This window comes from Pseudomonas sp. WP18 (assembly GCF_036689585.1).
GTDB lineage: Bacteria > Pseudomonadota > Gammaproteobacteria > Pseudomonadales > Pseudomonadaceae > Aquipseudomonas > Aquipseudomonas chlororaphis_E.
The window spans coordinates 6171058-6184377 of sequence record NZ_CP144758.1 but is presented as its reverse complement, the minus strand read 5'-3'; the positions used below and the strand labels follow the sequence as shown (position 1 = coordinate 6184377).

At 62.4% G+C, this 13320-nt stretch carries 11 protein-coding genes; 9 read left to right on the top strand and 2 right to left on the bottom strand.

The features are described from left to right. Nucleotides 1-72: 72 nt before the first annotated feature. From V5F23_RS27685 to V5F23_RS27645, 9 genes are all read left to right on the top strand, one after another. Nucleotides 73-318 carry a GlsB/YeaQ/YmgE family stress response membrane protein gene (locus V5F23_RS27685; protein WP_042732870.1) on the top strand — a complete coding sequence of 82 codons (246 nt, stop codon included), beginning with the start codon at nt 73-75 and terminating at the stop codon, nt 316-318. 89 nt (nt 319-407) lie between these two features. After that, entirely contained in the window at nt 408-944 is a 537-nt protein-coding gene (locus V5F23_RS27680; protein ID WP_212803156.1) for a DUF3299 domain-containing protein, read from the top strand. 126 nt (nt 945-1070) lie between these two features. Next, entirely contained in the window at nt 1071-2069 is a 999-nt protein-coding gene (locus tag V5F23_RS27675; RefSeq protein WP_047735733.1) for a phosphate ABC transporter substrate-binding protein PstS, read from the top strand. Between the two features lie 471 nt (nt 2070-2540). Further along, complete coding sequence (locus V5F23_RS27670) at nt 2541-4574, top strand: ABC transporter permease subunit (protein WP_202595583.1); 2034 nt, start codon at nt 2541-2543, stop codon at nt 4572-4574. A gap of 15 nt (nt 4575-4589) precedes the next feature. After that, on the top strand, nt 4590-6260 hold the full coding sequence (gene pstA / locus V5F23_RS27665; protein WP_042731814.1) for a phosphate ABC transporter permease PstA: 1671 nt from the start codon (nt 4590-4592) through the stop codon (nt 6258-6260). A gap of 123 nt (nt 6261-6383) precedes the next feature. Further along, on the top strand, nt 6384-7217 hold the full coding sequence (pstB, locus tag V5F23_RS27660) for a phosphate ABC transporter ATP-binding protein PstB (RefSeq protein ID WP_042731815.1): 834 nt from the start codon (nt 6384-6386) through the stop codon (nt 7215-7217). Between the two features lie 112 nt (nt 7218-7329). Then, nucleotides 7330-8091 carry a phosphate signaling complex protein PhoU gene (gene phoU, locus V5F23_RS27655; RefSeq protein WP_030139132.1) on the top strand — a complete coding sequence of 254 codons (762 nt, stop codon included), beginning with the start codon at nt 7330-7332 and terminating at the stop codon, nt 8089-8091. Between the two features lie 168 nt (nt 8092-8259). After that, nucleotides 8260-9207, top strand: a complete 948-nt coding sequence (locus V5F23_RS27650; protein ID WP_042731816.1) for a response regulator — start codon at nt 8260-8262, stop codon at nt 9205-9207. Nucleotides 9208-9426: 219 nt separating this feature from the next. Further along, the gene (locus V5F23_RS27645) at nt 9427-10323 is read left to right on the top strand and encodes a M23 family metallopeptidase (protein WP_042731817.1); all 897 of its coding nucleotides are present in this window, start codon (nt 9427-9429) and stop codon (nt 10321-10323) included. A 167-nt stretch (nt 10324-10490) separates the two neighbouring features. Here V5F23_RS27645 and V5F23_RS27640 read toward each other — a convergent pair whose 3' ends face one another. Together V5F23_RS27640 and phoR are read right to left on the bottom strand one after the other, a co-directional pair. Further along, the gene (locus V5F23_RS27640) at nt 10491-11831 is read right to left on the bottom strand and encodes a hemolysin family protein (protein WP_042731548.1); all 1341 of its coding nucleotides are present in this window, start codon (nt 11829-11831) and stop codon (nt 10491-10493) included. A 124-nt stretch (nt 11832-11955) separates the two neighbouring features. Further along, a complete protein-coding gene (gene phoR, locus V5F23_RS27635) occupies nt 11956-13242 on the bottom strand; it encodes a phosphate regulon sensor histidine kinase PhoR (RefSeq protein WP_234408038.1) in 1287 nt (428 codons plus the stop codon). Nucleotides 13243-13320: the final 78 nt, after the last annotated feature.

Genomic DNA, 13320 nt, shown 5'->3' with positions numbered 1-13320 from the left:
GAATTCTCTCATGGCAAGGTGCCAAAGTCTGACTAGGCTTTGGCATGACGCTCAATCAAAAGGGGAATTGCCATGGGAATCATCGGAACCATCTTTATCGGCTTGATCGTCGGCCTGCTGGCACGCTTCCTGAAACCGGGCGATGACAGCATGGGCTGGATCATGACCATCCTGCTCGGTATCGGCGGTTCGTTGGCAGCCACCTACGGCGGCCAGGCCCTGGGCATTTACCAGGCCGGCGAAGGCGCGGGCTTCATCGGTGCCCTGGTGGGCGCGATCGTGCTGCTGGTGATCTACGGCCTGATCAAAAGAAACTGATTCAAATGCGACAAAGCCCTCTGCTCGCGGCGCGCGCAGGGGGCTAGAATGCCCGGCGTTCCACCCTTTCCTCATTGCCGAGCCCGTTCATGCGCCGTCTAGTGTTGACCCTTCTTTTGCTAGGCAGTGGCCTGGCCCATGCTGCCGAATTGCCGGAAACCGATTGGCTCGAGCTGATGCCCAAGTCGGACCAGAAGGCCCTTGAGGCCATGCCTGAAATCGACCACAACTCCCCCGAAGCCGACGGCACGTTCACCAATAAAGGTGGCCTGAAGCAGAGCAAGGGGTTGCCGGCGGTGATGTATTCGACCAAGACCGTGGCGTCGATGAACGACAAGCACATCCGCATCGGCGGCTATCCGGTGCCGTTGGAAGCCGACGCCAAGGGCCGCAGCACGCTGTTTTTCCTGGTGCCTTACCCGGGTGCCTGCATCCACGTCCCGCCACCGCCGCCCAATCAACTGGTGCTGGTGCGCTACCCCAAGGGCTTGAAGCTGGACGACATCTACACACCGCTGTGGGTGATCGGCACGCTAAAGATCGAAAAGGTCGACAACGACCTGGCCAGCGCCGCCTATGCGCTGGACGCGGAAAAGGTGAGGGTGGTGAAGGAAGCTGATCTGTAACGCAGAAACGCTTTGTAAAACTCCATGCTGGCCTTTCATCCAATTGTCATATTTCAGCCATAGAGTGTTCACACGGCTTACCGATACTTGGCCGACTTAACACACCCTATCTGCTAGGAGTAAGGCATGAAACTGAAGCGTTTGATGGCGGCAATGACCTTTGTCGCCGCTGGCGTTGCGACTGCCAACGCGGTTGCCGCTGTTGACCCTGCGATCCCGAGCTACACCAAGACCACTGGTGTGTCGGGCAACCTGTCCAGCGTCGGCTCCGATACCCTGGCCAACCTGATGACCTTGTGGGCCGAGAACTACAAGAAAGAATACCCGAACGTAAACATCCAGATTCAGGCCGCCGGTTCCTCCACCGCGCCGCCCGCACTCACCGAAGGCACCTCCAACCTGGGCCCGATGAGCCGCAAGATGAAGGACAACGAGCTGCAAGCCTTCGAGCAGAAGTACGGCTACAAGCCAACCGCTATTCCAGTGGCGGTCGACGCCCTGGCGGTGTTCGTACACAAGGACAACCCGATCCAGCACCTGACCATGGAACAGGTTGACGCGATCTTCTCGTCCACCCGTCTGTGCGGCGGCAAAGCCGACGTCAAGACCTGGGGCGACCTGGGCGTGACCGGTGACCTGGCCAACAAGCCGGTGCAACTGTTCGGCCGTAACTCGGTATCCGGCACCTACGGCTACTTCAAGGAAGAAGCCCTGTGCAAAGGCGACTACAAGGCTAACGTGAACGAGCAGCCTGGTTCGGCTTCGGTCGTGCAGTCCATCAGCTCTTCGCTCAACGGCGTGGGCTACTCGGGCATCGGCTACAAGACCGCCAGCGTGAAGACCGTGGCCCTGGCCAAGAAAGGCAGTACTGAGTACATCGAAGACACCGAAGAAAACGCCCTGAACGGCAAATATCCGCTGTCGCGTTTCCTCTACGTGTACGTCAACAAGGCTCCGAACAAGCCTCTGGCCCCGCTGGAAGCCGAGTTCGTGAAGCTGGTCCTGTCCAAGCAAGGCCAGGAAGTCGTGGTCAAGGATGGCTACATCCCACTGCCAGCCAAGGTCGCCGCCAAGGCGCTGGCTGACCTGGGTCTGTCGGAAGGCGGCAACGTCGCCAAGAAGTAACGCCTGAGTCCGGGCCAATGCCCGGGCTTTCTGTGGGAGCGAGCTTGCTCGCGATAGCGGTGGGTCTGTCGACACTGATGTTGAATGTGGCGCCCTCATCGCGAACAAGCTCGCTCCCACACACTAATTTTCTCTCCGCTGCCGGTTCCCACGGGCGGCGGTTTTGTTGCGTCACTGCATTGTCATCTTTCTGTCATACAGGATCGCTAGGGTGTGCGCATGAATGATCTGGCCAATTCCACAATGACTACGACTTCCCCTCCCAAGCGCATTGACTTCAATACGCCTGAGCTGCAACGCAAGCGCCGTGTCCGTGCGCTCAAGGATCGCCTGACCCGCTGGTACGTCCTGGTGGGCGGCCTCGCGGTACTCGCGGCCATTACCTTGATCTTCTTCTTCCTGGCCTATGTAGTGCTGCCCCTGTTCCAGGGCGCGGACCTGACCGCCAAGGACCCGATCACCCCGGCCTGGATGCAAGACGCCGGCAAACCCCTGATGATTGCCATCGAAGAACAGAACCAGGTGGCGATGCGGGTTTCCGACAAGGGCCAGGCGCTGTTTTTCGACGTTCACAATGGTACCGAGCTGCGCCGCGTCGATCTGCCGATCCCGGCCGGCGCCAGCGTGACGTCCATCGGTGAAGACCAGCCCGGCAGCCCGCTGGTGGTGATCGGTTTGTCCAACGGCCAGGCCCTGGTGTTCCGTCACACTTATAAGGTCAGCTACCCGGACGGCAAGAAAACCATCTCGCCCGCTGTCGAGTACCCGTACGGCGAAACGCCTATCGCCTTGAACGAGCAGGGTGCCGCGCTGGAGCATGTCAGCCTCAACGCCACCGATTCGACCCTGCTGCTCGCCGGTTCCAGTGGCGCCCAACTGCAGGTGCTGTCGCTGACCAGCGAAGAAAACATGATGACCGGCGAAGTCACCAGCGAGCAGACGCGCATCGACTTGCCGCAGATGACCGAGCCGGTGAAGAACATCTTCGTCGACCCACGCCAGCAATGGCTGTATGTGATCAACGGACGTGCCCAGGCCGACGTGTTCAGCCTGCGGGACAAGAGCCTCAACGGGCGCTACAAACTGCTGGAAAACGGCGAAGCCCAAGTCACCGCGGCGACCCAGCTGGTGGGCGGCATTTCGCTGATCGTCGGCGACTCCAAGGGTGGTCTGAGCCAGTGGTTCATGGCACGCGATCCTGACGGCGAGCAGCGCCTGAAGCAGATCCGCAGTTTCCAGATGGGCACCACGCCGATTGTCGAGATCACTGCCGAGGAGCGTCGCAAGGGCTTCGTTGCCCTCGATGCGTCCGGCAAGCTCGGGGTGTTCCACAGCACGGCCCATCGCACGTTGCTGGTGGACCAGGTGGTCGACGGCCAGGGCCTGTTCGGCATGTCGCCACGGGCCAACCGGTTGATCGTCGAGCAGGGCGGCAAGCTGCAACCGCTGACGCTGGATAATCCGCACCCGGAAGTCTCGTGGAGCGCGTTGTGGAGCAAGGTCTGGTACGAAAACTACGACGAACCCAAGTACGTCTGGCAATCGACCGCGGCCAACACCGACTTCGAGCCCAAGCTGAGCCTCTCGCCGCTGACCTTCGGTACCCTCAAGGCGGCGTTCTACGCGATGTTGCTGGCGGCACCGCTGGCGGTCGCGGCGGCGATCTATACCGCCTACTTCATGGCTCCGGGCATGCGCCGCAAGGTCAAGCCGGTGATCGAGCTGATGGAAGCGATGCCGACGGTGATCCTCGGTTTCTTCGCCGGCCTGTTCCTGGCGCCGTACGTCGAAGGCCACCTGCCGGGCATCTTCAGCCTACTGATGTTGCTGCCGATCGGCATCCTGGTGGCCGGCTTCGTCTTCAGCCGCCTGCCCGAGTCCGTGCGCCTGAGGGTGCCGGATGGCTGGGAAAGCGCCTTGCTGATCCCGGTAATTCTGTTCGTGGGCTGGCTCTCGCTGTACATGAGTCCGTACATGGAAGCCTGGTTCTTCGGCGGTGACATGCGCATGTGGATCTCCCATGACCTGGGCATCACCTACGACCAGCGTAACGCCCTGGTGGTCGGCCTGGCGATGGGCTTCGCAGTGATCCCGAACATCTACTCCATCGCTGAAGACGCCGTGTTCAGCGTGCCACGGGGCCTGACCCTGGGCTCCCTGGCCCTGGGCGCCACGCCGTGGCAGACCATGACCCGCGTGGTGATCCTCACCGCCAGCCCGGGCATTTTCTCGGCCTTGATGATCGGCATGGGCCGCGCGGTGGGTGAAACCATGATCGTGCTGATGGCCACCGGTAACACCCCGGTCATGGAAATGAACCTGTTCGAAGGCCTGCGCACCCTGGCGGCCAACGTGGCGGTGGAAATGCCCGAGTCGGAAGTCGGCGGCAGCCATTACCGCGTGCTGTTCCTGTCGGCGCTGGTGCTGCTGTTGTTCACCTTCGTCATGAACACCCTCGCCGAGCTGATCCGTCAGCGTCTGCGCAAGAAATATTCGTCGCTTTAAGAAAGGTAGAAGTCTGTGAAACAGAACTCCCTGAAAGGATGGTTCAAGAGCGGCGCCCCCGGCGTCTGGATCAGCGGTGGCGCGGTGTCCATCGCGGTCATCATGACCATTGGCCTGCTGGCGGTGATTGCCGTGCGCGGCCTGGGCCACTTCTGGCCGGCGGACCTGATCCACGCCAACTACAACGTGCCGGGCATGCCTGCGCACCTGGTGGTGGGCGAGGTGGTGCAGAAAGAAGAAGTGCCTCGCGAGCGGCTCAAGAGCGCCGGCCTGCCGGTGCCCGACGAAGGCCCGGAATTCATGATCCGCGAGCTGGTCAAGGTGGGCAACCGTGACCTGAACGGCACCGACTTCACCTGGATCGTCGGCGACTGGCTGACGAACCAGACCACGCCACCGGAACTGATGGCCATCGAGCGTCGTGAGTGGGGCAACTTCTACGGCTACCTGGTCAACGTCAAGGAAGATGGCAAGGTCATCGCCGAGGGCGAGGCTGCCTGGCCGCAGTTGCAGACCCGCATTGCGCGGGTCAACAAGCTCGCCGCGGAACTCAAGACCCTGGAAAAATCCGACATCGGCGCGATCAACGCCGGCCTGGAACGTATCCGCCTGCACGGGCGCAAGCTGGAGCTGGAGGGCAAGCTCGACGCCGCCGCCCAAGCTGACATGGCCAGTGAGCGGGCCGAGCTCGACGCCCGCTACAAGGACATCGAGGCGCGCCTGGCCGACCTGCACGCGCAGTTCAACCGCGACAGCCTGACTGCCCGCGACGCCAACGGCAAGGAAGTGGAGATCGGCATTGGCAAGGTGGTGCACGCCTATCAGCCGAACGGCATGGGCACGCTGACCAAGCTGGGCTTCTATTTCAGCAAGGTCTGGGAGTTCCTCAGCGACGACCCGCGTGAAGCCAACACCGAGGGCGGCATCTTCCCGGCGATCTTCGGCACGGTGATGATGACCCTGATCATGGCGATGATCGTGACCCCGTTCGGCGTGCTGGCCGCGGTCTACCTGCGTGAGTACGCTCGCCAGGGGCCGATGACCCGCTTGATCCGCATCGCGGTGAACAACCTGGCGGGGGTTCCGGCGATCGTCTACGGCGTGTTCGGCCTGGGCTTCTTCGTCTATGTGCTGGGTGGCTCGGTGGACCGTCTGTTCTTCCCCGAAGCCCTGCCGGCGCCGACCTTCGGCACCCCCGGTCTGCTCTGGGCGTCGCTGACCCTGGCGCTGCTGGCGGTCCCGGTGGTGATCGTGGCGACGGAAGAAGGCCTGGCGCGGATCCCGCGTACCGTGCGCGAAGGCTCCCTGGCCCTCGGCGCGACCAAGGCCGAGACCTTGTGGAAAATCGTCCTGCCGATGGCGAGCCCGGCGATGATGACCGGCATGATCCTCGCCGTGGCCCGTGCCGCCGGTGAGGTGGCGCCGCTGATGCTGGTGGGTGTGGTGAAGCTGGCGCCGTCGCTGCCGCTGGACGGCAACTACCCGTACCTGCACCTGGACCAGAAGATCATGCACCTGGGCTTCCATATCTATGACGTGGGCTTCCAGAGCCCGAACGTCGAGGCCGCACGGCCGCTGGTATACGCCACGGCGCTGTTGCTGGTGCTGGTGATCGCTGTCTTGAACCTGTCGGCGGTATGGATCCGTAACCATCTGCGCGAAAAGTACAAGGCATTGGACAGTTGATGACACGCTGTTCCCCTGTGGGAGCGAGCAAGCTCGCTCCCACACTGATCGACGTTCACTGGAATTTAATGGAGCCGCCACTCAGGCGTTCCGAACCGAATTTGTTAGCACAGGGAGCCCCCCATGCAACACGAAGCACATACACACGGCATCAACATGTCGGCCCTGGGCCGCGACAAGCAGAGCCTGGACCTGGCCCAGGAAACCGTCGCCATCGAAGTGCCCGGCCTGAGCCTGTTCTACGGCGAGAAACAAGCGCTGTATGACGTCAGCATGAACATCCCGAAGCAGCGCGTCACCGCGTTCATCGGCCCGTCGGGTTGCGGCAAGTCGACCTTGCTACGCACGTTCAACCGCATGAACGACCTGGTGGACGGTTGCCGCGTCGAAGGCGAGATCAACCTCTACGGCAACAACATCTACCGCAAGGGCGAGGACGTGGCCGAGCTGCGTCGTCGCGTGGGCATGGTGTTCCAGAAACCGAACCCGTTCCCGAAAACCATCTACGAGAACGTGGTCTACGGCCTGCGCATCCAGGGCATCAACAAGAAGCGTATTCTCGACGAAGCCGTGGAATGGGCGCTCAAGGGCGCGGCGCTGTGGGACGAGGTCAAGGACCGCCTGCATGACTCGGCCCTGGGCCTGTCCGGCGGCCAGCAGCAGCGCCTGGTGATTGCCCGCACCATCGCCGTGGAACCCGAAGTGCTGCTGCTCGATGAGCCATGCTCGGCCCTGGACCCGATCTCGACGCTGAAGGTCGAGGAGCTGATCTACGAGCTCAAGTCCAAGTTCACCATCGTCATCGTGACCCACAACATGCAACAGGCGGCGCGAGTGTCCGACTACACCGCGTTCATGTACATGGGCAAACTGGTGGAATTCGGCGACACCGATACCTTGTTCACCAACCCGGCCAAGAAACAGACCGAAGACTACATTACGGGCCGCTATGGCTAGCGGTAGCTGCGAGCCGCAAGCTTCAAGCGGCAAGTAAAAGCAGTTTAGCGTAACGACACATATCAGCTTGCAGCTTGAAGCTTGCAGCTCACAGCTTTTGCGGAGCAAAACCATGATTTCGAAGGAAGGCCTTACTCATCACATTTCCGCACAGTTCAATGCCGAGCTCGAGGAAGTGCGCAGCCACCTGCTGGCCATGGGCGGCCTGGTGGAAAAGCAGGTGAACGACGCGGTGACCGCGCTGATCGAGGCCGACTCCGGCCTGGCCCAGCAGGTGCGCGAGATCGACGACCAGATCAACCAGATGGAACGCAACATCGACGAAGAGTGCCTGCGCATTCTGGCCCGTCGTCAGCCGGCGGCGTCCGACCTGCGCCTGATCATCAGCATCTCCAAGTCGGTGATTGACCTTGAACGGATCGGCGACGAAGCCACCAAGATCGCCCGTCGTGCCATCCAGTTGTGCGAAGAAGGCGAAGCGCCCCGTGGTTACGTCGAAGTGCGCCACATTGGCGACCAGGTGCGCAACATGGTTCGCGACGCGCTGGATGCGTTCGCCCGCTTCGACGCCGACCTGGCGTTGTCGGTGGCCCAGTACGACAAGATCATCGACCGCGAGTACAAGACCGCCCTGCGTGAGCTGGCGACCTACATGATGGAAGACCCGCGCTCCATCTCCCGGGTGCTGAGCATCATCTGGGTCCTGCGTTCCCTGGAGCGTATCGGCGATCATGCGCGCAACATCTCCGAACTTGTGATCTACCTGGTGCGCGGTACCGATGTACGGCACATGGGGCTCAAGCGCATGAAGGAAGAAGTTGAAGGCACCCCGTCCGAAACCGCTAATGTTCCAGGCGAGACGGACGATAAGTAAGATTGCCAAGAAAAGCGCCCGGCCTTCTGGTCGGGCTTTTTTTTTGGGTTTTTTTTAATCGAAAGCAGCACCCCGTGAACGAAAAGTCCCGGCGTGACTGACGGTTTTTGGCAATGTGCCATCAGTAAAAGCGGTATGCTTGCCGGGATTTTTTAGAGGTGTATCTGGATGAGTAAGGTCAGTGTGTTGGTCGTGGATGATGCGTCGTTCATTCGCGACCTGGTGAAGAAGTGCCTGCGCAATTACTTTCCGGGCGTGCGCATCGAAGACGCGGTAAACGGCAAGAAAGCCCAGGCTCTGCTGGCCCGCGAGGCGTTCGACCTGGTGCTGTGCGATTGGGAAATGCCCGAAATGTCCGGCCTGGAGCTGCTGACCTGGTGCCGTCAACAGGACAATCTCAAGGGCATGCCGTTTGTCATGGTGACCAGCCGTGGCGACAAGGAAAACGTGGTCCAGGCGATTCAGGCCGGCGTGTCCGGCTACGTCAGCAAGCCGTTTACCAACGAACAGTTGCTGACCAAGGTCAAGCAGGCCCTGCACAAGGTCGGCAAGCTCGACACCCTGATGAACAGCGCCCCGACCAAGATGAACTCGGCGTTCGGCAATGACTCCCTGAGTGCCCTCACCGGGGGCAAGGCCGCTCCGGTCGTGGCGGCTACGCCTGCCGTTGCCGCCGCCAGGCCGGCCGCCGCGGCGCCTGCACCTGCTGCCGCCGCTGCGGCGCGTGGCCTGCTCAACAGCCCACCGGTCAAGGCCCCTGCTGCCGCCGCGCCGGCTGGCAATCGTGGCCAGGGCCAACTGCGTCTGTCCAGTGGCACCCAGCAATGCGTGATCAAGGCCCTGAGCCTCAAGGAAGCCTTGCTGGTGGTCAAGCGCAGCGACAACCTGCCCCAAGTGCTGGAAAGCGCCGTGCTGGACATGGAGCAGGGCGACAACGCCGAGACCGCACGCCTGAACGGCTACCTGCACGCCATCGTCGCTCACGAGCAAACGCCTGACAGCGAATGGCTGCAACTGACGTTCCGCTTCGTCGACAAAGACCCGCAGAAACTCGACTACATCTCCCGCCTGATCGCCCGCGGCACCGCCCAGAAGCACTTCGTGCCGGGTGCCTGATCCGGCGGCGCTTCGAGTCCGCTATCGCGAGCAAGCTCGCTCCCACACGGAATCTTCAGTATTCACTGGATCGAGTGTGGGAGCGAGCTTGCTCGCGATGGGGCCATTAGATCCAACACCGATCGCTGATCCAATTTTGAAACATCCGTCGACTACGCTGGTCCATCCCAGCTGCTAGGCTGCTGTGCAGGCCTTCATCTTTCGACAGAACCTTTGCCCATGCTCGCGCCCCTGTTGTTCGCCTGCGGTCTGGTCCTGGCCTCCACCTCGGCCATGGCCATGACCATCTACAAATCCACCGACGCCAACGGCGTGGTGTCCTACAGCGACCGCCCGAGCAAGGGTGCCCAGGTGTTCGTGTTTCGCGACCGCATGGTCGAACACCTGGAACGGCAGGTGTTTCTCGATATCAAGAAGCAGAAGGGCGCGGACGCGGTGTTCGTGCGCAATGACCTGTACGCCCCGGTGGAGATCGAGTTGAGTTTTGCCGGGCTGGGCAACGTGAGGGGGGCGCCGAGCCGGCCGATCCGCAGGGTACTGCCGGCGCGCAGCAACCTGCGCCTGGCGCTGCTCACGGCCACCCAACCCGGCAGGCCGCTGGTGTATACCCCAAGGTTCGAATACTCCCTGGGCGACCCGGCAGGCGCGGCACAGGCCTATCGTTACCCGTTGCCGTGGCGGGGTGGGCCTTTCCGGCTGAGCCAGGGCGCCAACGGCCAGTACAGCCACTACGGGCCGAAGAACCGCTACGCCATGGACATCGCCATGCCCGAAGGCACACCGATCATCGCGGCGCGGGGCGGGGTGGTGATCAAGACCGAGAATGAGCAGACTGGCCGTGGCGACGATCCCTCGGGCAACTTCGTGCGGGTGCTGCACGACGACGGGACCATGGGGGTCTACCTGCACCTGCAGAAGGGTTCGGTGAGCGTGCGCGAAGGGCAGCGGGTGACGGTGGGCTCGCCTTTGGCGTTGTCCGGCAATACCGGCAACAGCTCCGGCCCGCACCTGCATTTCGTGGTGCAGCGCAATACCGGGCTGGGGCTGGTGTCGATTCCGTACCAGTTCGATCGACCGGTGGGAGAGCTGCCCAACTTTGCGTTGGGCAAGCAGTAGCATGGTGGTGTGCTAAGGGCGCTTTTGTGGCGAGGGGATTTATCCCCGTTGGGCTGCGCGGCAGCCCCAAAATGCAGCTCCAATCTACCTGTCACACCGAGTCGCCTGGTTTCAGGGCTGCTGCGCAGCCCAACGGGGATAAATCCCCTCGCCACAGAGCCTTGTGCTCAATCGAGCATCAACACCTTCGCCAGGATGATCTTCGGCCCTTTCATCTTCTTGATGATGATCCGCAGGCCTTCGACTTCCAGCACTTCTTCCTCTTCCGGCACGCGCTTGAGGGTTTCATAGACCAACCCGGCGAGGGTTTCGGCCTCGATGTGGTCCAGGTCGATCCCCAGCAGGCGCTCGACCTTGAACAACGGCGTGTCGCCGCGTACCAATAGCTTGCCCGGTTGATACGCCAGGATGCCGCGCTCGGCCTTGCGGTGTTCGTCCTGGATATCGCCGACCAGCACTTCCAGCACGTCTTCCATGGTCAGGTAGCCGATGATGTTGCCGTCGGCTTCCTCCACCACGGCGAAGTGCGAGCCGCCCTTGCGGAACTGCTCCAGCAACTGCGACAGCGGCATGTGCCGCGACACGCGCTCCAGGGGCCGGGTCAGCTCGGCCAGGTTGAACGACTCGGGAATGTGATCCAGGGCCGCCAGCTCCAGCAGCAGGTCCTTGATGTGCAGCAGGCCGACGAACTCCTGGCGCTCGCTGTCGTACACCGGGTAGCGGCTGAACTTGTGGCGACGGAACATCGCCAGGATTTCCTTGAGCGGCGCGTTGAACTCCAGCGTGACCAGGTCTTCCCGGGAGTTGGCCCAGTCCACCACTTCCAGTTCGCCCATTTCCACGGCCGACGCCAGGACGCGCATGCCCTGGTCGCTGGGGTCCTGGCCGCGGCTGGAGTGCAGGATCAGTTTCAGTTCTTCACGGCTGTAGTGATGTTCGTGATGCGGGCCGGGCTCGCCCTGTCCGGCGATGCGCAGGATGGCGTTGGCGCTGGCGTTGAGCAGGTAGATCGCCGGGTACATGGCCCAGTAGAACAGGTACAGCGGCACGGCGGTCCACAGCGACAGCAGTTCGGGCTTGCGGATCGCCCAGGACTTGGGCGCCAGCTCGCCGACGACGATGTGCAGGTAGGAAATGATGAAGAAGGCAGTGAAGAACGAAACCGCCTTGATCACTTCCGGTGACTGCACGCCCACCGCGCCCAGCAGCGGCTCGAGGATGTGGGCGAACGCCGGCTCACCGACCCAGCCCAGGCCCAGCGAGGCGAGGGTGATGCCCAGTTGGCAGGCCGACAGGTAGGCGTCGAGCTGGCTGTGGACGGTTCGCAGGATGTGCCCGCGCCAGCCGTTCTGCTCGGCGATTGCCTCGACCCGGGTCGAGCGTAGCTTGACCATGGCAAATTCGGCTGCAACGAAAAAGCCGTTGAGCAAAACCAGGATCAGAGCGAAAAGAATCATGCCGAATTCGGCGAAGAGTGTAACGAGGGACAAGCCAGGGGAAGGGTCCATGATGGAGTTTTGCAGGTTCCGTATTAGCCGTAAAAGTAGGAAATCAGTGCCTGAAAAGGCAGGCACAAGTCAGTCAATGTAGCGGCTGACTCGGCTGTTGCCTAGGGGGCAATGCCGGCCGGTATCAATCGGCCGGGCTGGCGAGGCGCGCGCGAACCACTTGTGCCGGGGTGAAATGGCAGGTGAACGTGCTGCCATGGCCGGGCACGCTGCTGATTTCCATGCGCCCGCGATGACGCAGCAGCACGTGCTTGACGATCGCCAGGCCCAGGCCGGTGCCCCCGGTGTTGGAGTTGCGGCTGGAGTCGACGCGGTAGAAGCGTTCGGTCAGGCGCGGCAGGTGCTTGCTGTCGATGCCGATCCCCGAGTCCCGCACGCTCAGGTGCGCGCCTTGCTCGTCGCCCCACCAGCGCACGTGGATCCGGCCTTGCTCGGGCGTGTACTTGACCGCGTTGAACACCAGGTTGGAAAACGCGCTGCGCAGTTCCGCCTCGCTGCCCTTGAGCTGCACGCCCGGGTCGGCTTCCAGGGTGATGGTCTGTTGCTTGGGGCCGGACAGTTCCTGTGCGTCCTCGGCAATGGTCTGCAGCAGGTCGTCGATGGGCACCGGCTGGTTGTCCGACGGATAGTCGGTGGCCTCCAGCTTCGCCAGCAACAGCAAGTCGTTGAGCAGGGTCTGCATGCGCCCGCTTTGCTGGTGCATCTGCTGCAAGGCTCGGGTCCAGCGCGGGTTCACCTCCTCGACGTTGTCGAGCAGGGTTTCCAGGTAGCCGCAGATCACCGTCAACGGCGTGCGCAGTTCGTGGGACACGTTGGCGATGAAGTCTTTGCGCATCTGCTCCAACTGGTGGATGCGGGTCACGTCCCGCACCAGCATCAGGTGCTCGTTGTTGCCGTAGCGCGTGATGTACAGCTGGATCCGCAGCCGGTCGTTGGTGGGCGAGGGGATTTCCAGCGGTTCGGCGTAGTTGTCCTGCTCGAAGTATTCCTTGAAGCGCGGATGGCGCACCAGGTTGGTCACCGGCTGGCCGCTGTCCTGGGGCGTCTTGAGGCCCAGCAGGGTCTCGGCGGCGCGGTTCCACCATTCCAGGTTGCCTTCGCTGTCGAGCATGATCACGGCGTCCTTGAGGGCCGCGGTGGACTCCTGGACCCGGTCGATCACCGCTTGCAGGCGCCCGCGCACGCGCTGGTCGCGCCGTTGCAGGTGGTAGATGCTGTCGAACACTTCGCCCCACAGGCCATAGCCGTCGGGCGGGGCTTCGTCGGGTTGGTGCAGGCGCAGCCATTCGTGCAGGCGCAGCAGTTGCTTGAGGGTCCAGGCCAGGTACAGCCCCAGGCCCGCAGCCAGGCTCCAGCCGTAGTAGCCGGTGATCAGGCCGACGACCAGGCTGCCGGTCACCAGCAACAACATGTGGCGAATCAGGGTGCCATGCCAGTTTTGATTCACGTGAACGCGCGTCCTTGTCAGCTTGTCGGGCGGTAAGGGCTC